Genomic DNA, 20254 nt, shown 5'->3' on the forward strand with positions numbered 1-20254 from the left:
TGCGGGTCAGCGAATACCCTCAGGCTAAAGCGGATTGACTTTCTGTAAAAATGAATAATAGTGAGTAACTTGTTCAGTTTTGGAGAAAGGTATGGAGTTCAGTCAATTGCGCATCTTCCAGGCCGTGGCGGAAGAGGGCTCCATCACGCGGGCGGCTGACCGGTTGCACCGGGTGCCGTCAAACCTGTCTACGCGCCTCAAGCAAATGGAGGAGCAGCTCGGCGTAGAGCTGTTCGTGCGCGAGCGCCAGCGTTTGCAGCTTTCTCCTGCAGGTAAAGTGTTGTTGGACTACAGCACGCGCCTGCTGGCTCTGCATGATGAAGCCCATGGCGCCGTGCAAGGCGGGCAGCCGGCGGGTGATTTTGTACTCGGCAGCATGTACAGCACGGCTGCCGTGCATTTGCCGAAGCTGCTCGCGCGTTATCACAAGGCTTACCCGATGGTGAACCTGCAGGTGCAATCGGCGCCCAGTGGCGAGTTGCTTGAAGGTCTGATTACCGGTCGCCTGGATGCTGCATTTGTGGACGGCCCGATCACGATCGCCACGCTGGACGGCGTGGCCTTGTGTGAAGAGCGCCTGGTGCTGATTTGCGAAGCCGACCATCCGCCAGTGCGCGGGCCGCAGGATGTCGCCGGCCGCGCAGTGTTCACCTTCCGACGCAGTTGCGCCTACCGGGCGCGGTTGGAAACTTGGTTTTCCCACGAGCGCGTGGCCATGGGTCGGGCGATTGAGATCGAATCCTATCAAGGCATGCTCGCCTGCGTGATCGCAGGCTCCGGCGTGGCGCTGATGTCTGAATCCATGCTCGACAGCCTGCCGGGCAAGGACAGCGTGTCCGTTCATCCGCTGACAGGGCCTTTCGCCACTGCTACCACTTGGCTGATGTGGCGAAAGGGTATGCTCGGCGCTAACCTCAATGCGTGGATTGACCTGCAGCAAGAGGGCAAGGCCGAGTTCCTGCCGGACACGCGCGCAATCGCTTGAACGATCTGTCAGGATTTTGATCAATCCAGTAATAGTTCGTTGTGGTTTCGTTCAAGCAATACGTAGGACTTCGGGCTACTATCAGTGTAGGAAAGGGCGACAGAACTTGCGCCTACCAGCATTACCCTCAAAGGGGGCAACCATGAAAGAGAAAATCCAGAACTGGCTCCACGACCTCGGTGTTGCACTGGGCTTGATCGAGCCGCCACTGCAGCCGGTGCCGATCCGCACCGACGATGAGCAGCGTCGTCCACGTCGCAGGTAATCTCCGGTCGCAACAGGATTAAAAGTGGGAGCGGGCTTGCTCGCGAATACAGTGTGTCAGTTAAGGTTAATATTGACTGACCCACCGTATTCGCGAGCAAGCCCGCTCCCACAGTTGTTTGTGTTAGGCGCAGACTACGGTCGTGATATCTGACGCCGCATCTGCCCAACAATGCGCACTAAGGCCAGTCGCACCGCCCTCCGCTTGAGCCACTATCGCCTCAGGCTTGCATAACCGCACCTCCCCTCATCACACATCCGCCCAAATGACCTGAGCATTTGTACGGATGACAACGCCTGGTTCCAGGAAACGCCTGCTGGGTCGCTCCACGATCATTCGGGTAAGTAGTCCAAGCGCATGCATGTCAATCAGGCTTTTGACGTTTAAGTGTCGGAATAAGGCTACTTGTTCATCGGAATCGGCTGGCTTATTCAATTCAAAAGATGAGCGTAGGTTGCGTTATGTGAGGCATTAGTCAGTCAGAATTGTTGGAGACAACGCTATGAGGCCCTCTTCCATTCCGCCAGTCGCCACGTCACTCATCGCCATCACCGGAAATATTCTCCATATCGCACCGGTATCGAGAGCCTGGAAGGCCCATGCACCCAGCAACGTAGTGTTCCTCCCCCCGACATTGACCAAACAGGACCTGCTGATACAGATCGGCCTCCTCAGCCCAGTGGCGATTGTTGTCGGGGATCAAGCGATCGATGCCGACGTCATTGCCCAATGGCGCATCTCTCATCCATTTGGCGACCTCCATTTGCTCCGCAGAGGTACGAGCTTGGATAAGGTGCGACTGGATCTTTGCGGCTCCAACGACATTCGCGTGATCAATACGCCAGGGGTTAACGCGCCGCATGTCGCTGCCTATATTGCGCGCTGGCTGACCATGGCCGACGGCTCCCTGCCTCGTGACATCTGCGTACTGGGATACGGCAATGTGGGTAGAGAGCTGGTCGAGTTGTTGCTTGATCGAGATCCGGATGTTCGGATCAAGGTATTGGATCGACACGGACGAGCACCGGACACTTTCGGCAATGCCTGTTCCGACACCAGAGTGTCCTTTGGCGTGGACTGGTTTGAAGCGCTGGAGGGGAGCCGTGCTGTGGCGATATGTGTGCCCCTGAACGATGAGTCGATGCATCGCATTGATTGCGCCCTCATTCAATGTCTGCACAGGCAAGCTCGCCTTGTGTGTGTCGCCAAGCCGGATGTCTTCAGTGATGACGCTTTGCAGGCCCTGGCAACGGCTGACGACATCCAACTGGTCCTGGACTACGGGTTTGAGACGTTGGATGCCTTTCGAGTGCGCGCACAGGTGCTCGGTTGCACTGTCTCCAAATGGCGCAAACCGGCGACGCTGACTACCCAGGCGGCAACTACCGAAGCCTGCCATTGCGATCTTGACTATGCCGTCTCGATTCAACTCAGCTTGACCGCCTTGCGCGGCCTTGTCAGGCGCAAACTTGCCCACTCGTTAATGATCCCCACGCAGCGGGCAGAAGCCGACGCGCCGCGCGTGTCGATTATCGGCAGGGGCATCAATGGTCTGTTTCAGGCCGTGATGTTCCGCTTGGCCAATTATCAGGTGTCAGTCTACGGAGGAAATCAGCAAAGCGATGGGGCCAGTCATAAGCAAGTGAACATGCGCCATCTGTCAGCCACGGAGACGACTGCAAAGCCGCTAGGTAACGATTATCTGACACCTGGAAATCAGTATTTGACGGTTGAGTGCAATCGCGCGGGCATTGAGCTGTTTGAAAAGCTCCTGGTCGATAACCCTTCGCTGGCACGATTCGCACGGTCGCGGCTGGTGCGAGCCTACATGGACGACGCCAGTGAAGTAGAAGTCGCGATCCGCGAGCAACGCGATATCGAAAAAAGGCCTTGGCCGAGTGGCAAGCCGGGATGTGAGCTTGCAGAGATCACTCCACTGCAATTCCAGACAAGTTATGGCGTCCCTGGGATTGGTCGGGCTCTTGAGGTATCGGGCTACGATCTGGAATTTGTACAGCTAAGGGATGAGATAGTGGCGCTATTGGCGCGCTCTGGGGTTCAGTTCCTACCCCGGCATCTAAGCTCGATCCAAATTGCTGACTTAAGCAGGGAACACTTCGTCGTCACTGCAATGGGAGTCGAGCAAGAAGAAGTCATTGCGATCATTGGCTGGTTTTTTAAGATGAGCGCTGTTGGTAATGAAGCTGTCGGACTTCGCGGACTCAAGCTGCAGTACGATCTGCCCATTGGCGTAATGAATTGCCGCTTGGACGGGGACTTCATTCTTGTCTCCGGCGGGCAGGTTCCGCCCGATTCCACGCCCGAGTACAAGGCGCAGATACTGGCGGCATGTCAGGCCGCCGTTTCTCGTCACTTTCCAAAGTCCTATCGCAGGGCGATCGAAAATGGTGACTTGCAAATTATTGAATGTGCGAGGCCCGGGACTGCGGATGGGCTATCAATCGTTTATTGCGCCGCCTACAACCTAATTGCGGCCGGAGGGACTTATGCCGGGGGAACGACACAGGGATTGGTCTGGGCCTCTCTGGTCCAGGAAATCATCCTGACAAAAGCGCCTGTCGTTTCGGCAATGTATCAATAAAAAAACGGGCGCGACATCCGACGTCGCGCCCGCTGAAGAAACCGCTCTAAATTCCGCTGTATCTCAAACCGCGCTGGCCGTCACACCCGCTGGCCGGCGCGACAACAAACTCACCAGCACGAAGCTCACCAGCCCTACCGCCAGGCTGTAGTAGATCGGCGTGTTGGCATCCAAGCCATCCTTGATCATGAACACCAGCGCTGTCACAAAGCCCAGGGTCATGGACGTAATCGCCCCCGAGGTGGTCGCGCGTTTCCAGAAGATCGCACCGATCAGCGGGATCAGCATGCCGCCCACCAACAGGTTGTAGGCCAGGGTCAGGGCGCTGATCACATCGCTCACCACCAGCGCGATACCCAGCACGGCAATGCCGGTCAGCATCGTGAAGAGGCGGTTGATGCTCAGGCTCGACTGCTTGCCACCGCGCAGGCGCGGCAGCAGGTCTTCGGTCAGCACGGTAGAGGCGGCCAGCAGGCCGGCGCTGGCGGTGGACATCATCGCTGCCAGTGCAGCGGCGATCACCAGGCCACGAATGCCGTCCGGCAGCGACATTTTGACGATGGCCGCAAAGGCGTTGTTGACGTTGTCCAGGTCCGGAATCAGCACATGGGCGGCCATGCCGATCAGTGCACAGGCCAAGCCGTAGAGGATGCAGTAGAAGCCGGCGAACGTACCTGCGTACTTGGCGACCTTTTCGTCACGGGCGGTGAATACTCGTTGCCAGATGTCCTGGCCGATCAGGATGCCGAAGAAGTAGATCATGAAGTAGGTAATGATCGTGTCCCAGCCGATCGCGGTGAAGCTGAAGCTGGATGCCGGCAGCTTGGCCACCAGTTCATCCCAGCCGCCCACGCGGTAGAGGCAGATCGGCAGCAGGATAAACATCAGGCCGACGGTCTTGATCACGAATTGCACGATGTCGGTTAGGGTCAGCGACCACATGCCGCCGATGGTCGAGTACACCACCACCACGCCACCACCAAGCAGCACCGAGATCCAGAACGGCAGGCCGAACAGCACCTGCAGCACCGTGCCGATAGCCAGGATCGAGGTCACGCCGATCATCAGCGCGTAGGCCAGCATGATCACCGCACTGGCCTGGCGGGCCATGGGGTTGTAGCGTTTTTCCAGGACCTGGGTCACGGTGAAGATCTTCAGCTTCAGCAGCGGCTTGGCCAGGAACAGGTTCAGCGCAATGATGCCCATGCCCAGCGCGGCACACAGCCAGAAGCCGGAGATGCCGTGCACGTAACCCAGGCGCACGGTGCCGACGGTGGACGCCCCGCCCAACACTGTGGCGGCCATGGTGCCCATGTACAGCGACGGGCCCAGGTTGCGGCCAGCCACCAGGTAGTCTTCGTGGGTCTTGGCGCGGCGCATGCCGTAATAGCCGAGCACGAGCATGCCGGCGGCGTAGATGAGTACGACGAATAAATCCAAAGCCATGACGGCGGTTCTCCGATTATTTTTTTAGGCTATTGAGGCGCTTTTTGTGGCGGGGGAGCTTGCTCCCGTGGGGCTGTGCAGCAGCTCCCTGGGGCCATAAACGGCCGCTGGTTCCGGGAACACACGCAGCAAGGTCAGGTACACCACCGAAGCCAGTCCCAGCGTCACCGGCAGGCTGATATCAATCCCGTCGGCCAGGTTGCCCAGCGGCCCGACAAACTGCCCAGGCAGGTTGACGAAGCACAGGCCGACCAGCGCGCTCGGGATCCAGGCCCCCAGCCCGCGCCAGTTCCAGCCATGGCTGAACCAGTAGCGGCCGCCGGTTTCACCGCGGGTGAAGACCTGCAGGTCATCCGGGCAGTAGAAGCCGCGACGCACGATCAGGCCGATGATCATCATCACCATCCACGGCGTGGTGCAGGTGATGATCAGCACGGCGAAGGTCGACACGCTCTGCACCAGGTTGGCGGCGAAACGTCCGATAAAGATGAAGGCAATCGACATCACCCCGATCAGCAGCGTGGCCTTGACCCGCGACAGCAGGCGCGGGAACACGCTGGACATGTCCAGCCCCGTGCCATACAGCGAGGTAGTGCCGGTGGACATGCCGCCGATCACCGCGATCAGGCACACCGGCAGGAAGAACCAGCTGGGCGCAACCGCCAGCAGGCCGCCGACGTAGTTGTTGGCCGCGATGTAGTCCGGTGCCTTGACCGCCACGATGGTCGCGGTGGCCAGGCCGAACAGGAACGGGATCAGCGTGGCGATCTGCGCGAGGACCACCGCCAGCATGATGCGCATTTTCGGCGTCTCACGCGGGATGTAGCGCGACCAGTCGCCGAGGAATGCACCGAAGGAAATCGGGTTGCTCATGGCTACCAGCGCGGCGCCGATGAAGGCCGCCCAGAACCCGGCCTGGCCCATGGCGACGGTGCCGGCGAAGTGGCTGTCGAAGGCCGGCGCGAAGGCGAAGATCCCCAGCAGGAACAACAGGCTCGCCGCCCACACCGCGATGCGGTTGACCCACAGCATGAAGCGAAAGCCGTAGATGCAGACGGTGAGGACGAGCAGCGCAAACAGCCCGTAGGCCAGGCCCAGGGTCAGGTCAGTTTCAGGCAAGCCCACCAGGCGTTTCGCACCGCCTACCAGCGCATCGCCTGAACTCCACACCGACAGTGAGAAGAACGCAATCGCCGTCAGCAGCGACAGGAACGAGCCGACAATCCGCCCGTGCACACCAAAGTGCGCACCGGAAGACACGGCGTTGTTGGTGCCATTGATCGGCCCGAACAGGCCCATCGGCGCCAGGATCAGCGCACCCACCAGCACGCCCAGCACGATCGCCCAGACTCCGGCCTGGAACGACAAGCCGAACAACACCGGAAAGGCACCCAGCACGGCGGTGGCAAAGGTATTGGCACCGCCGAAGATCAGTCGAAACAGATCCTTGGGGCCGGCGGTACGCTCGTGGTCCGGGATCTGTTCGACCCCGTTGGTTTCTATTTTGCGAATACTGTTTTCGTTGTTTTTATTATTCATGATCTGCTCCGATCACATTGGCTAATGGGGCGGCAGCCCTTCCGGCATAGCGGACAAATGTTCGTGACAGGCCAGCCACAGGCCTTGTTGTTCTGCGCCAGACCCTTGCCGTTTGAAGACAATGGTCTCGCGTTCCTGGCTATGAAATTGCTCCCCGTTCATGCGCAACTCGGTGGCCACGTCATGAATAAATATCGCCACGTCACCCTGCAGGCTGACGAAGGCATTGCTCGAGGTGCAGGACAGCACCTCGAATCCCTCGTCCCGACGCCAGCTGTCCCACAACGCCTGGTAGGCATCGCGACTGAGCAGCGGCTGAGGGAGGGTGTAGAACACAAAGCTGGCATCGTGGGTGAACGCGCCGAAATAGGCCTCGCGGTCATTGCGCGCGAAGGCCGCCACCAGATCGGCGGCGGCAGTCAGTACCTCGGCTTGCGCGCTCATCAGCGGTGCGCCACGCCGGGCAGTACGCAGAGCATCTCGTACAGCAGGTTGGCGCCCAGCAACGAGGTGTTGCCGGTGGTGTCGTAGGGCGGCGAAACTTCTACCAGATCGCAACCAATCAGGTCGAGGCCCTGGCAGCCACGGATGATCTCGATGGCCTGGATGGTGGTCAGCCCGCCGATTTCCGGGGTGCCGGTGCCGGGCGCCCAGGCCGGGTCGATGCCATCGATATCGAAGCTCAGGTACACCGGGCCGCCGCCGACTTTCTCACGCACTTCGGCCATCAATGGCGCGAGAGAGTGGTGCCAGCATTCTTCGGCCTGGACCACACGGAAGCCCTGTTTGCGGCTCCAGTTGAAGTCTTCGGCGGTGTAGCCCTGGGCACGCAGGCCGATCTGCACCACGCGGTCGCAATCGAGCAGGCCTTCTTCCACGGCGCGGCGGAAAGTGGTGCCGTGGGCGATTTTCTCGCCGAACATATGGTCGTTGACGTCGGCGTGGGCATCGATGTGCACCAGCCCGACCTTGCCGTGTTTCTTGTGGATCGCCCGCAGGATCGGCAGGGTGATGGTGTGGTCGCCGCCGAGCGTCAGCGGGATCACGTCGTGCTCGAGGATCTCATCGTAGGCTTCTTCGATGATGCGCACGGCGTCGAGCAGGTTGAAGGTGTTGATCGCCACATCACCGATATCCGCCACCGACAGCGAGTCGAACGGTGCGGCGCCGGTGGCCATGTTGTACGGGCGGATCATCACGGACTCGGCGCGGATTTCACGCGGCCCGAAGCGGGTGCCGGCGCGCAGCGAGGTGCCGATGTCCAGGGGCACGCCAACGAAGGCGGCATCCAGGCCCTTGGCCGTTTGCAGGTGGGGAAGACGCATCATGGTGGCGATGCCGGCGAAGCGCGGCATTTCGTTGCCGCCCAGTGGTTGGTGGAAAATCTTGTCCACGGGATTGCCTCATCGTTGTTTTGTTTATTAGAGACCGATTCTGCGAAAAGCCCGGGACGGGAAGAATCGGCAGGGGCAAATACTTAGTTCAGATTTTTCTAAACTAATGCCAGCAGGTAGACTGTGATGAGCAGGTTCTCTGTGATGAGCGGGGGTTCTGTTGTGAGCGGGCTTTCTGTGGTGATCAGGTTTTCTGTGGTGAGCAGGCTTGTTGTGGTGAGCAGGCTTGCCCTGCGTTGGGGGGCGAAGCAGCCCCCAGAACACACTGTGGTTTTCCAGAAGTAATGAGTCGTCAGGTTTCGGGGCCGCTGCGCGGCCCAACGCAGGGCAAGCCTGCTCGCCACAATAAGCTTGTGCAACACAACAGGCCTGTGCAACACAACAAGCCTGTGCAACACAACAAGCCTGTGCAACACAACAAGCCTCTGCAACACGACAAGCCTGTGCACCAAAACTAGCCCGCTTGCCACGAGACACCCGGAGACCCGATGGCCAACGCCTTGCCCGACCTGAAACTCCTGCGCATCTTTGTCAGCGTCGTGCGCCACCAGGGGTTTGCCAACGCGCAGCACGAACTCAACCTGTCCACCTCGGCCATCTCGACCTATATGAGCCAGTTGGAAAGCGCACTGGGCCTGGTGCTGTGCCATCGTGGCCGGGGCGGGTTCAGCCTGACCAGCAAAGGCGAGTTGTTTCATCAGGAAACCTTGCGTCTATTGGGCGAGCTGGAAGGCTTCGAGCAATACGCCGCCGCGCTCAAGGGCGAGCTGCGCGGTACGCTCAAGCTGGGCGTGCTCGACTCCACCGTCAGCGACAAGGCCCTGCCGTTCGCCGAAGTGATCGGCGCCTACAGCCTCGAGCATCCGGCGGTGCACCTGCACCTGTCGGTGATGAGCCCGTACGAACTGCAGCTCGGCGTGCAGGACAACCGCCTGGACCTGGCCATCGGCGCCTTTTCCAACCGCATGAGCGGGCTGATCTACATGCCGCTGTACCGTGAGCAGCACTGGTTGTATTGCAGTACCCGGCATCCGCTGTTCAACGAGCGACGCATCCCCGAACAGGTGATCACCCAGCAACGCATGGTCGGACGCGGCTACTGGAGCCAGGCCGAGCTGGCGCGCCATGGCTTCAAGCACAGCGCGGCGACCGTGGAAAGTATGGAGGCGCAACTGATCCTGGTGCTGTCCGGTGCCTACATCGGCTATCTGCCCGAGCACTACGCCCAGGCCTGGGCCGACAAGGGCGACCTGCGCGTCCTGTTGCCGGCCACCTTCGGCTACCAGGCGCCGTTCTCGATGATCATGCGCCGCGGTCGCAGCCGCGAACCGCTGATCCAGACTTTCCGCGATCTGCTCAAAGCTCAGCTCAACCAGGCCTGATAATCATGTCCAGACCCCAATGCCCCACCTGCCTGAGGCCCGCCACTCACTGCCTGTGTGCGCTGATCCCGAGCCTCGACAGCCGCACGCGGGTGTTGCTGTTGCAGCATCCGAGTGAGGTCAACCATGCGCTGAACACTGCGCGGCTGGCGGCGTTGGGGTTGAACAACGCGCAGTTGGTCGTGGGTGAGGTATTCGACGACCTGTCGACATTATTGAACCCGCCCGGCTATCAGGCGCGGTTGCTGTTTCCGGCTGACGATGCCCAGCCGTTGCAAGCCTACGCGTCTGGGGATCAACCGCTGTTGCTGGTAGTCCCCGACGGCACGTGGCGCAAGGCGCGCAAGCTGCTGCACCTCAATCCGTTGCTGGCGGCGTTGCCAAGGGTGACGCTGGCCGAAGGCGCGGTTTCCCGCTATCGATTGCGCAAGGCGCCGGGGCCGGGTGCGCTGTCGACGGTCGAGGCGATTATGCAGGCGTTACAGGTGCTGGAGGCGCCAACCTCCTTCGAACCGTTGCTCAAACCTTTTGAAGCGTTGATCGAGGGGCAGATTGCGGCGATGGGGGAGGAGGTGTTTCGCAAGAATCATGGCGACGGACAGGGCGGGTAGGCTATTGACCGGGGCGCGGCCATCGCCGGCGAGCCCGCACATTTCCTGTAGGCGCGCGTCCACACAGTGCGTGCTTATTCCTTTACGCCATAAGCACCGCACTTTGCGTGATATGGCCCGCCAGCCTTTCCCGGTATGATGTTCGCCCCCGCAGTCTGGATTGCGAATACGCCATGACCTTGCAGTACCCTACAATCGCCGATTGCGTCGGCAACACGCCCCTGGTCCGCTTGCAACGCATGGCGGGTGAAACCAGCAATACCCTGTTGCTCAAGCTCGAAGGCAACAACCCGGCCGGGTCGGTAAAAGACCGCCCGGCGCTGTCGATGATCACCCGCGCCGAGTTGCGTGGGCAGATCCAGCCCGGCGACACCCTGATCGAAGCCACTTCCGGCAACACCGGGATCGCCTTGGCCATGGCCGCCGCGATCAAGGGCTACAAGATGGTCCTGATCATGCCCGACAACGGCAGCGCGGAGCGCAAGGCAGCGATGACCGCCTATGGCGCCGAGCTGATCCTGGTCACCCAGGAAGAAGGCATGGAAGGCGCGCGTGACCTCGCCGAGCGCATGGCCGCCGAAGGTCGTGGCCTGGTGTTGGACCAGTTTGCCAACGGCGATAACCCCGAGGCGCACTACACCTCCACCGGTCCGGAAATCTGGCGCCAGACCCAGGGCACCATCACCCATTTCGTCAGTTCGATGGGCACCACCGGCACCATCATGGGCAATTCGCGCTACCTCAAGGAGCAGAACCCCGACATCCAGATCATCGGCCTGCAACCGATGGAAGGCTCGGCCATCCCCGGCATCCGCCGCTGGCCCGAAGAGTACCTGCCGAAGATCTACAACTCGACGCGCGTGGATCGCATCATCGACATGGCCCAGCGTGAAGCCGAAGACACCACCCGCCGCCTGGCGCGTGAAGAAGGCATCTTCTGCGGCGTGTCCTCCGGTGGCGCGGTGGCGGGCATGTTGCGCCTGTCCCGGGAAGTGGAAAACGCGGTGATCGTCGCGATCATCTGTGACCGAGGCGACCGCTACCTGTCGACCGGCATCTTCGACGCGCCCAACTGATGGCCAAGCACGAGAGAGGCCTGCGCTTCCAACCGACGGGCGGCAGCCGGGCCCCACAGATTCCCGTGGGCAAGAAACAGCGCCTGACCATCGAGCGCCTGGCCAACGATGGCCGTGGCATCGTGTTCTTTGAAGGTCGCACCTGGTTCGTCAACGGCGCGCTCGCCGGCGAAGAGGTTGAAGCGCGGGTGTTGGGCGCCCATGGCAAAGTGGTCGAGGCGCGCACCGAAAGAGTCTTCAAGGCCAGCGAACTGCGCCGCCCTGCGCCGTGCGCGCACTTCGGCCGCTGCGGTGGCTGCAGCGTGCAGCACCTGCCCCATGACGAACAACTTGCCCTGAAACAGCGCATGCTCGCCGAGCAGCTGTCCCGCGTGGCGGCGGTCGAACCGCTGGAGTGGGTAGCCCCGTTGAGCGGGCCGGAATTCGGCTACCGGCGCCGCGCCCGCGTGGCTGTGCGCTGGGATGCCAAGGCGAAAAAACTCGAGGTGGGTTTCCGCGCTGTGGCCAGCCAGGACATCATTGCCATCGATGATTGCCCGGTGCTGGTACAGGCCTTGCAGCCGATCATGCAGCGCCTGCCCAACATGCTGCGCCGCCTGAGCAAGCCACAGGCCCTGGGCCATGTGGAGCTGTTCAGTGGCTCGTCCGTCGCCGTGCTGCTGCGGCATATGGCGCCGTTGTCGGATGCGGATCTGCTGATCCTGAAAGAATTCTGCGCGTTCCATGAAGCCCAATTGTGGCTGCATGGCGAGGGCCAGCCGGAACCCGTCGAGGCTGATCTGCCACTCGGTTTTCGACTCGACGCATGGGACTTGGAGCTGGCGTACCGGCCAGGGGATTTTGTCCAGGTCAACGCCGGCGTCAACGAGGCGATGGTCGCCCAGGCCCTGGAATGGCTGGCGCCACAACCCGACGAGCGGGTGCTGGATCTGTTTTGCGGCCTGGGCAACTTCGCCCTGCCACTGGCGCGCCAGGTGCGTGAAGTGGTGGCGGTGGAAGGCGTGCAAACCATGGTGGACCGCGCGGCACTCAACGCCGTCAGCAACAATTTGCATAATGTGCAGTTTTTTCAGGCCGATTTGTCCCAGCCTTTGACTGACGCGGAATGGGCCAAACAGGGCTTTTCTGCGGTACTCTTGGACCCACCCCGTGACGGTGCCCTGGAGGTTGTGCGCAAGCTCGCCACCCTTGGGGCCAAGCGCCTGGTGTATGTGTCCTGCAACCCGGCCACGCTGGCGCGGGACACGGTTGAGTTGGTCAAGCAAGGCTACCGGCTAAAACGTGCCGGGATCCTCGACATGTTTCCGCAAACAGCGCATGTCGAGGCCATGGCGTTATTTGAGGCGGGCTAGGATGCCCGTTTAATCCGACTGGCCTGCATTCTCCAAGGCCTGTGATCTGCCAGGGAGTCTGCAGTAAAAGGTCGGCGATGATATTGGCGCACCGAAGGTGCGTCGTAGGGAAGGTAAGCAAGATGGTACAGGTGAGAGCACACCAGCCGATCAACACCGACGGCAGTATCAATCTCGAGGCATGGCTGGATCATGCCATCAGTGTCGACCCGGCACTGGACCGTGAAGCCTTGAAAGCAGCCTGCGAGTTCGCTCGTGAGTCTGAACAGCAAGACAATGCGGCCAAGAACCTGTGGGCCGAAGGCACTTCAAGCTTTCGCACCGGGTTGGAAATCGCCGAGATCCTCGCCGATCTCAAGCTGGACCAGGATTCGCTGATCGCCGCCGTGCTCTATCGCGGCGTGCGTGAAGGGCACATTCCGTTGCCGACGGTCAGCCAGCGCTTCGGCGCGGTGGTGGCCAAACTGATCGACGGCGTGCTGCGCATGGCTGCCATCAGTGCCAGCCTGAGCCCGCGCCAGTCGATGGTGCTGGGCACCCAGGGCCAGGTCGAAAACCTGCGCAAGATGCTGGTGGCGATGGTCGACGACGTGCGCGTCGCCCTGATCAAGCTGGCCGAACGCACCTGCGCGATCCGTGCGGTAAAGACCGCTGACGACGAAAAGCGCAACCGCGTGGCCCGCGAGGTGTTCGACATCTACGCGCCACTGGCGCACCGCCTGGGCATCGGCCATATCAAGTGGGAGCTGGAGGACCTGTCCTTCCGCTACCTCGAACCCGATCAATACAAACAGATCGCCACCCTGCTGCACGAGCGGCGCCTCGACCGTGAGCGCTTCATCACCGACGTGATGGGCCAGCTGCGTTCCGAGCTGCAGGCCACCGGTGTGGATGCCGACATCAGCGGCCGCGCCAAACACATCTATTCCATCTGGCGCAAAATGCAGCGCAAGGGCCTGGCCTTCAGCCAGATCTACGACGTGCGTGCGGTGCGCGTGCTGGTGCCGGAAATGCGCGATTGCTACACCGCGCTCGGCATCGTCCACACCCTGTGGCGGCACATTCCCAAGGAATTCGACGACTACATCGCCAACCCCAAGGAAAACGGCTATCGCTCGCTGCACACGGCGGTGATCGGCCCCGAGGGCAAGGTGCTGGAAGTGCAGATCCGCACCCACGCCATGCACGAAGAGGCGGAGCTGGGGGTGTGCGCGCACTGGCGCTACAAGGGCACCGACGTCAAGGCCGGGTCCAACCAGTACGAAGAGAAAATCTCCTGGCTGCGCCAGGTGCTGGAATGGCACGAAGAGCTTGGCGACATCGGCGGCCTGGCGGAACAGCTGCGGGTGGATATCGAGCCGGACCGGGTCTACATCTTCACTCCCGACGGCCACGCCATCGACCTGCCCAAGGGCGCCACGCCGCTGGACTTTGCGTACCGCGTACACACCGAGATCGGCCACAACTGCCGTGGCGCCAAGATCAACGGGCGTATCGTGCCGCTCAACTACAGCCTGCAGACCGGCGAACAGGTCGAGATCATCACCAGCAAGCATGGCACGCCGAGCCGCGACTGGTTGAACCCGAACCTGGGCTACATCACCACGTCGCGGGCGCGGGCGAAGATTGTCCACTGGTTCAAGCTGCAGGCGCGCGACCAGAACGTCGCCGCCGGCAAGACCCTGCTCGAACGCGAACTGGCGCGCCTGGGCCTGCCGCAGGTGGACTTCGACAAGTTGGCCGAAAAAGCCAACATGAAGATCGCCGAAGACATGTTCGCCGCCCTCGGTGCCGGCGACCTGCGCCTGGCGCAGCTGGTCAACCTGGCCCAGCAACTGGTCGAGCCGGAACGCGGCAACGAGCAGCTGGAGCTGATCCCGCGCAAGGCCACGGGCTACAAGCCGGGCAAGCGCGGCGATATCCAGATCCAGGGCGTGGGCAACCTGCTGACCCAGATGGCCGGCTGCTGCCAGCCTCTGCCAGGCGATGCCATTGTCGGCTACATCACCCAGGGCCGTGGCGTGAGCATTCACCGCCAGGACTGCGCCTCGGTGCTGCAGTTGGGCGGGCGCGAGCCGGAGCGGATCATCCAGGTCAGCTGGGGCCCGGTGCCGGTGCTCACCTACCCGGTGGACATCGTGATCCGCGCCTACGACCGGTCCGGTCTGCTGCGTGACGTTTCGCAAGTGCTGCTCAACGAGCGGATCAACGTATTGGCGGTCAACACCCGCTCGAATAAAGAGGACAACACCGCGTTGATGTCCCTGACCATCGAGATCCCGGGACTGGATGCGCTGGGGCGGTTGCTGGGGCGGATTTCCCAGTTGCCGAACATCATTGAAACCCGGCGTAATCGCACCCCGTAATGCGGTCTGAAAATGTATAAGGGCTGCTGTCTGTGGGAGCCGGGCTTGCCCGCGATGCAGGCGACTCGGTCTGACTGACAGACCGAGTGGAGGCCATCGCAGGCAAGCCAGCTCCCACAGTAGATTTTCAGCGGTTCCAGACAATGGGCAGAGATTGACTGATGTATTCACTTGAAGACCTGCTGCACCTCATGAAGCGCCTGCGGGACCCGCAATACGGCTGCCCGTGGGACCTCAAGCAAACCTACGCAACCATCGTCCCGCACACCCTGGAAGAAGCCTACGAAGTCGCCGACGCCATCGAGCGCGGGGATTTCGATCACCTGCAGGGCGAGCTGGGTGACCTGTTGTTCCAGGTGGTGTATTACAGCCAGCTGGCGCGCGAAGAAGGGCGCTTCGAATTTGCCGGGGTGATCGACAGCATCACCCGCAAGTTGATCCGTCGCCATCCGCATGTGTTCCCGACCGGTGATTTGTACGCGCCGCTGGATATTCCGCAGTTAAGCGAGGAGCAGGTCAAGGAGCGCTGGGAGCAGATCAAGGCCGAGGAGCGCGCGGAAAAATCCGACGCACCGGAGCAGCTCTCGCTGCTGGACGATGTGCCGACCGCGTTGCCATCGTTGTCGCGTGCCGCCAAATTGCAGAAGCGCGCCAGCCAGGTCGGGTTCGATTGGCCATCGGCCTTGCCGGTGGTCGACAACGTGCGCGAAGAGCTGGATGAAGTGCTCGAAGCCATGGCCGATAACGACCCGGTGGCTATCGCCGACGAGGTCGGTGACCTGCTGTTTGCGGCAGTCAACCTGGCCCGTCATCTCAAGGTCGACCCCGAAACCGCGCTGCGTGGCGCCAACGCCAAGTTCGAACGCCGTTTCCGATTTATCGAACAGGCATTGCGCGACACGCACCAACCCATAGAAGATTGCACCCTCGAAGAGTTGGACGCCCTGTGGGGCGAAGCCAAACGTCAGGAAAAGAATGTGTCCAGCTGCGGTTGAGCAGTTGCCTAAGTGAGTAAGCACCATGAGCCTTTCCCTTCGCGACCAGTTGCTCAAAGCAGGTCTGGTCAACCAAAAGCAGGCCAAGCAGGTCGGCAAAGAGAAACAGAAACAGCAGCGCCTGGTCCACAAGGGCCAGATCGAGGCCGATGATACCCAGGCTCGCCTGGCTGCCGAGGCGCAGGCCGAGAAGGTCAAGCGCGACCAGGAGCTGAACCGCCAGCAGCAGGAAAAAGCCGAGGCCAAGGCCCGCACGGCCCAGGTCAAGCAACTGATCGAGACCTCGCGCCTGCCCAAGCTGACCACCGAGGACTACTACAACTTCGTGGATGACAAGAAGGTCAAGCGCCTGTCGGTCAACACATTGATGCGCAACAAGCTGAGCAACGGCTCCCTGGCCATCGTGCACCACGGCGGCGGCTACGAGGTGATCCCGCGCGAGGCCGCCCTGAAGATCCAGGAACGCGCCCCGGAGCGTATCGTGCAGCTCAACATCCTCACCGAAAGCCAGGTGCCGGACGAGGATGATCCGTACGCCGCGTACCAGATCCCTGACGATCTGATGTGGTAAGGGGTCAAAGCATTGCAATGACCCGATTGTGAGGAGCTGCAGCGTCGCCGTGGCACACAGGCTTGTGAGAATGGCAGGCGTGTCGTGGCAAGCAGGCTTGAGAGGATGACAGGCGTGTCGTGGCAAGCAGGCTTGTCAGGGTGACAGGTGTGTCGTGGCAAGCAGGCTTGTCAGGGTGACAGGTGTGTCGTGGCAAGCAGGCTTGTCAGGATGGCAGGTGTGTCGTGGCAAGCAGGCTTGTCAGGGTCACAGGTGTGTCGTGGCAAGCAGGCTTGTGAGGATGACAGGAGTGTCGTGGCAAGCAGGCTCGTCAGAGTGACAGGTGTGTCGTGGCAAGCAGACTTGTCAGGGTGACAGGTGTGTCGTGGCAAGCAGGCTTGTGAGGATGACAGGAGTGTCGTGGCAAGCAGGTTTGTCAGAGTGACAGGTGTGTCGTGGCAAGCAGGCTTGTCAGAGTGACAGGTGTGTTGTGGCGAGCAGGCTTGCCCTGCGTTGGGGTGCGAAGCGCCCCCAAAAAAAACCAAGCCCAAAAAAACCAAGCCAACAAAACACAAACCCCGCTCAAAAGGCGGGGTTTTTGTTTATAGGCACCCCAGCTGCGTGGGGCTGGGATGCCTACAGGATTTCAGAGTCTCAGGAGCCTTGCGCCTGGCTTCTCATTTCAAGGGCTTCAAGCTCGTTTTTATAATTATGAGCGTCGCTCTCATTGTGAAACATGCCGACCAACATATCTTGTTGGTGTACATCCCAGATGTGAATCCCATGGCCCAGTGCTTCGTGGGACATATGTTCGTCGTCGCGTTCAGTTACTTTTACAGTCATCTGCTTGCTCCAATCTCTGGTGGATCTGCGGCAAGTCGTCGCAGGCCTTTGTTATATGTTTTGTTAGCTTGCTAAGTAAACCGATTTTGCACGCAACAAATCATTGCGCAAAACGCAACAGTGCTGCAGGCCGCGAAAACCGCGACATTGCGCCGCAGGGTGCTGAGTTATATGACAAAAGTTTCATGTTCGAGTGAGGCTTTTTAGCCCTTTATTGGCCTCGCCGGCGATGGCGTTCTACGAGCCGCCACACATCCAAGGCGAAAAAAAGCCCCGCATTCGCGAGGCTCTTTGTTCCATCTACCGATCAGCTACCTTTGACAGCCTTGCCGTCAACGGTACCGTCCTGCAGCATGATGTTGTATTCCTTGCCGTCGGTCTCGACCTGGCGCAGGGCAACGAGGATGCCACCCTGGTCCTTGGCAAACCACATCTGGGTGATGCGCTTGCTCTGCGTCGGGTCACGCACGCGCTCGACCTTGATCGCGTCGATGGAGCCGACCTTGGTCTGGACCTTTTCCGGGCCGATCACGCGGAAGTCGTAGGTGTCGACGTCAGTGCCTTCCACCACGTTGTAGCTCATGCTCTTCTTGCCCGCTGCCACGTCGCGCTGCAGCGCCAACTGGTAGGTGGACTTGTCAAGCATGCCGCTTTGCAAGGGCACATTGACCGGGTCCTTGTTCTCGAAACCGGTGACTTTCTTGGCCGCCTGGTCGAAGTCCAGGTTGATCTTCTTGGCCTTGCCCAGGCCGCCGCGCTCGAAGGTGTAGCTCTTCGGTTGCAGGGCATCCTTGTCAAACTGGATCACGCTGGTTTCGGTCAGGCTGGCGATCATCATGGAAGCCTTGAAATTCAAGGTCCAGGTGCCGTCGCCGTTCTTGGTCAGGCTGCGCTCAGCCGAACCACTCATGGGCAACTGTTTCCAGTCGGCGGTGTAGCTCGCGGAGAAAGGGTGAAGGTCTGCTGCTTGCACGGCAGGCAAGGCGAACAGCGCAAAAGCGAAGAGCAAGGCGCGACGCATAAAATCTCCTAGGTTCGAATCAAGTGGCCGCTGGCCGCAAGTAACTGACCGTCCAATAATGCACCCTGGTCGCCAAGAATCAACCGCCCCTCGGCAAACCAGCGAACCGCCAGCGGGTAAATCCTGTGTTCCTGGGTGTGAACCCGTTGCGCAAGCGTCTGCGCCGAGTCGTCAGACTCTACCGGAACCACTGCCTGTACGACCAGAGGCCCGCCATCGAGTTCCTCGGTGACGAAGTGCACACTGCAGCCATGCTCGCTGTCACCGGCGTCGAGTGCGCGCTGGTGCGTGTGCATGCCTTTGTACTTGGGGAGCAGGGAAGGGTGGATATTGAGCAGGCGCCCTTCGTAGTGCCGCACGAAATCCGCGCTGAGGATGCGCATGAAGCCGGCGAGTACCACAAGTTTGGGGTTGAAAGCGTCGATCAGGTCGACCAGGGCACTGTCGAAGGCCTCGCGGCCTTCGAAAGCCTTGTGATCCAGGGAGCGGGTTTCGATGCCCGCGTCCCTGGCGCGTTGCAGGCCGTAGGCGTCGCTGCGGTTGGAGATCACCGCAGCGATGCGCACCGGGCTGTCGCCGGTGCGCGTGCTGTCGATCAGGGCCTGCAAGTTACTGCCGGTGCCGGAAAGCAGCACCACGACATCACAGGTCTGGGACATCAATGCGCCTTGAGGTTCTTCAGTTCAACCTGGGCTGCGCCTTCCGGGGCAGTGGCGATCTGGCCGATGACCCATGGCTGCTCGCCGGCTTCACGCAGTACATTCAGCGCGGTTTCCACGTGCTCTTGTGCCACGCAGATGACCATGCCCACGCCGCAGTTCAGCACGCGGTGCATTTCGGTTTCGTTGACGTTGCCTTTCTCTTGCAGCCAGTCGAACACTGCAGGACGCTGCCAGCTGGCCACGTCGACGATTGCCTGGGCACCTTTTGGCAGCACGCGCGGGATGTTGTCCAGCAGGCCGCCGCCGGTGATGTGGGCCATGGCCTTGACCGCGCCAGTGTCCTTGATCAGCTTGAGCAGTGGCTTGACGTAGATGCGCGTCGGGGCCATCAGCAGGTCGGTCAGTGGCTTGCCGTCGAGCTGGATGTTCTCGATATCGGCGCCGGACACTTCGATGATCTTGCGGATCAGCGAGTAGCCGTTGGAGTGCGGGCCGGAAGAAGGCAGGGCGAGCAGGGCGTCACCCGCGGCGACTTTGGAGCCGTCGATGATCTCGGCTTTTTCCACGACGCCGACGCAGAAGCCGGCCAGGTCGTAGTCTTCGCCTTCGTACATGCCTGGCATTTCAGCGGTTTCGCCGCCGACCAGAGAGCAACCCGACAGTTCGCAGCCGGCGCCGATGCCGGTGACTACCTGGGTGGCGGTCTCGACGTTGAGCTTGCCGGTGGCGTAGTAGTCCAGGAAGAACAACGGCTCGGCGCCGCACACCACCAGGTCGTTGACGCACATGGCCACCAGGTCGATGCCGATGCTGTCGTGCTTGTTCAGGTTCAGCGCCAGGCGCAGCTTGGTGCCCACGCCGTCGGTGCCGGAAACCAGCACAGGCTGCTTGTAGCCGGCCGGGATTTCGCAGAGGGCGCCAAAACCGCCCAGGCCGCCCATGACTTCGGGGCGCGCAGTGCGCTTGGCGACGCTCTTGATGCGTTCGACCAATGCTTCACCGGCGTCGATGTCTACACCGGCGTCCTTGTAGCTCAGGGAGGGTTGCTTGCTCATGATCCAGGCCTTTAGGGGGGATTTCTGGGTAACGACCGAGCGGGCAGGGGCTTTTGAACAGCGGCCCAGCCGTTGACGGTCTGCGAAGGCGCGCGATTTTATCAGGCTTG

18 protein-coding genes are annotated in these 20254 nt (G+C 61.0%); 10 read left to right on the forward strand and 8 right to left on the reverse strand.

The features are described from left to right. Positions 1 to 91 precede the first annotated feature (91 nt). The 3 genes from ptrR to AC07OJ_RS16455 all read left to right on the forward strand — a co-directional run bounded on the left by ptrR (position 92) and on the right by AC07OJ_RS16455 (position 3852). Positions 92 to 985 carry a putrescine utilization regulator PtrR gene (gene ptrR / locus AC07OJ_RS16445; protein ID WP_065909679.1) on the forward strand — a complete coding sequence of 298 codons (894 nt, stop codon included), beginning with the start codon at positions 92 to 94 and terminating at the stop codon, positions 983 to 985. A gap of 142 nt (positions 986 to 1127) precedes the next feature. Continuing rightward, positions 1128 to 1250 (forward strand): PA1414 family protein, encoded by a 123-nt coding sequence (locus AC07OJ_RS16450; protein ID WP_003193089.1) that lies wholly within the window; start codon positions 1128 to 1130, stop codon positions 1248 to 1250. 502 nt (positions 1251 to 1752) lie between these two features. Then, on the forward strand, positions 1753 to 3852 hold the full coding sequence (locus AC07OJ_RS16455; RefSeq protein ID WP_213553250.1) for an FAD-dependent oxidoreductase: 2100 nt from the start codon (positions 1753 to 1755) through the stop codon (positions 3850 to 3852). 63 nt (positions 3853 to 3915) lie between these two features. Here the strand turns inward: AC07OJ_RS16455 and AC07OJ_RS16460 are convergent, their stop codons facing one another. The 4 genes from AC07OJ_RS16460 to speB are packed head-to-tail and all read right to left on the reverse strand — an operon-like array spanning position 3916 to position 8231. Continuing rightward, on the reverse strand, positions 3916 to 5298 hold the full coding sequence (locus tag AC07OJ_RS16460; RefSeq protein WP_106803006.1) for a sodium:solute symporter family protein: 1383 nt from the start codon (positions 5296 to 5298) through the stop codon (positions 3916 to 3918). Positions 5299 to 5322: 24 nt separating this feature from the next. Beyond that, positions 5323 to 6837 (reverse strand): purine-cytosine permease family protein, encoded by a 1515-nt coding sequence (locus AC07OJ_RS16465; RefSeq protein ID WP_106803007.1) that lies wholly within the window; start codon positions 6835 to 6837, stop codon positions 5323 to 5325. Between the two features lie 21 nt (positions 6838 to 6858). Beyond that, positions 6859 to 7281, reverse strand: a complete 423-nt coding sequence (locus AC07OJ_RS16470) for a YybH family protein (protein ID WP_106803008.1) — start codon at positions 7279 to 7281, stop codon at positions 6859 to 6861. Next, positions 7281 to 8231: an agmatinase gene (gene speB, locus AC07OJ_RS16475; protein ID WP_065909690.1), complete on the reverse strand. Its 951-nt coding sequence runs from the start codon at positions 8229 to 8231 to the stop codon at positions 7281 to 7283. Before speB ends, AC07OJ_RS16470 begins: the two co-directional genes overlap by 1 nt. A 488-nt stretch (positions 8232 to 8719) precedes the next feature. On the opposite strand from speB, the gene AC07OJ_RS16480 reads away from it, so the two are divergent. From AC07OJ_RS16480 to AC07OJ_RS16510, 7 genes are all read left to right on the forward strand, one after another. Beyond that, complete coding sequence (locus tag AC07OJ_RS16480; RefSeq protein ID WP_017134867.1) at positions 8720 to 9613, forward strand: LysR family transcriptional regulator; 894 nt, start codon at positions 8720 to 8722, stop codon at positions 9611 to 9613. A gap of 5 nt (positions 9614 to 9618) precedes the next feature. Continuing rightward, positions 9619 to 10224, forward strand: a complete 606-nt coding sequence (locus AC07OJ_RS16485) for a tRNA-uridine aminocarboxypropyltransferase (protein ID WP_495094824.1) — start codon at positions 9619 to 9621, stop codon at positions 10222 to 10224. 173 nt (positions 10225 to 10397) lie between these two features. After that, complete coding sequence (gene cysM, locus AC07OJ_RS16490; RefSeq protein WP_065909693.1) at positions 10398 to 11300, forward strand: cysteine synthase CysM; 903 nt, start codon at positions 10398 to 10400, stop codon at positions 11298 to 11300. Continuing rightward, positions 11300 to 12652 (forward strand): 23S rRNA (uracil(1939)-C(5))-methyltransferase RlmD, encoded by a 1353-nt coding sequence (gene rlmD / locus AC07OJ_RS16495; RefSeq protein ID WP_495094825.1) that lies wholly within the window; start codon positions 11300 to 11302, stop codon positions 12650 to 12652. The genes cysM and rlmD overlap by 1 nt, the downstream gene beginning before the upstream one ends. A gap of 122 nt (positions 12653 to 12774) precedes the next feature. Further along, on the forward strand, positions 12775 to 15018 hold the full coding sequence (gene relA / locus AC07OJ_RS16500; RefSeq protein WP_065909697.1) for a GTP diphosphokinase: 2244 nt from the start codon (positions 12775 to 12777) through the stop codon (positions 15016 to 15018). A 161-nt stretch (positions 15019 to 15179) separates the two neighbouring features. After that, positions 15180 to 16013 carry a nucleoside triphosphate pyrophosphohydrolase gene (gene mazG / locus AC07OJ_RS16505; RefSeq protein WP_495094826.1) on the forward strand — a complete coding sequence of 278 codons (834 nt, stop codon included), beginning with the start codon at positions 15180 to 15182 and terminating at the stop codon, positions 16011 to 16013. 25 nt (positions 16014 to 16038) lie between these two features. Then, the gene (locus tag AC07OJ_RS16510; protein WP_010208656.1) at positions 16039 to 16584 is read left to right on the forward strand and encodes a DUF2058 domain-containing protein; all 546 of its coding nucleotides are present in this window, start codon (positions 16039 to 16041) and stop codon (positions 16582 to 16584) included. Between the two features lie 633 nt (positions 16585 to 17217). On the opposite strand, the gene AC07OJ_RS16515 is transcribed toward AC07OJ_RS16510, so the two are convergent. The 4 genes from AC07OJ_RS16515 to purM form a co-directional block, all read right to left on the reverse strand. Beyond that, on the reverse strand, positions 17218 to 17406 hold the full coding sequence (locus AC07OJ_RS16515; protein ID WP_065909702.1) for a hypothetical protein: 189 nt from the start codon (positions 17404 to 17406) through the stop codon (positions 17218 to 17220). A 307-nt stretch (positions 17407 to 17713) separates the two neighbouring features. Further along, positions 17714 to 18427: a DUF3108 domain-containing protein gene (locus AC07OJ_RS16520; RefSeq protein WP_065909705.1), complete on the reverse strand. Its 714-nt coding sequence runs from the start codon at positions 18425 to 18427 to the stop codon at positions 17714 to 17716. A gap of 8 nt (positions 18428 to 18435) precedes the next feature. Beyond that, the gene (gene purN / locus AC07OJ_RS16525; protein WP_065909707.1) at positions 18436 to 19086 is read right to left on the reverse strand and encodes a phosphoribosylglycinamide formyltransferase; all 651 of its coding nucleotides are present in this window, start codon (positions 19084 to 19086) and stop codon (positions 18436 to 18438) included. Further along, a complete protein-coding gene (gene purM / locus AC07OJ_RS16530; protein WP_005790182.1) occupies positions 19086 to 20144 on the reverse strand; it encodes a phosphoribosylformylglycinamidine cyclo-ligase in 1059 nt (352 codons plus the stop codon). Before purM ends, purN begins: the two co-directional genes overlap by 1 nt. Positions 20145 to 20254 lie beyond the last annotated feature (110 nt).

It is taken from the genome of Pseudomonas sp. GW821-FHT09C08 (genome assembly GCF_059418125.1).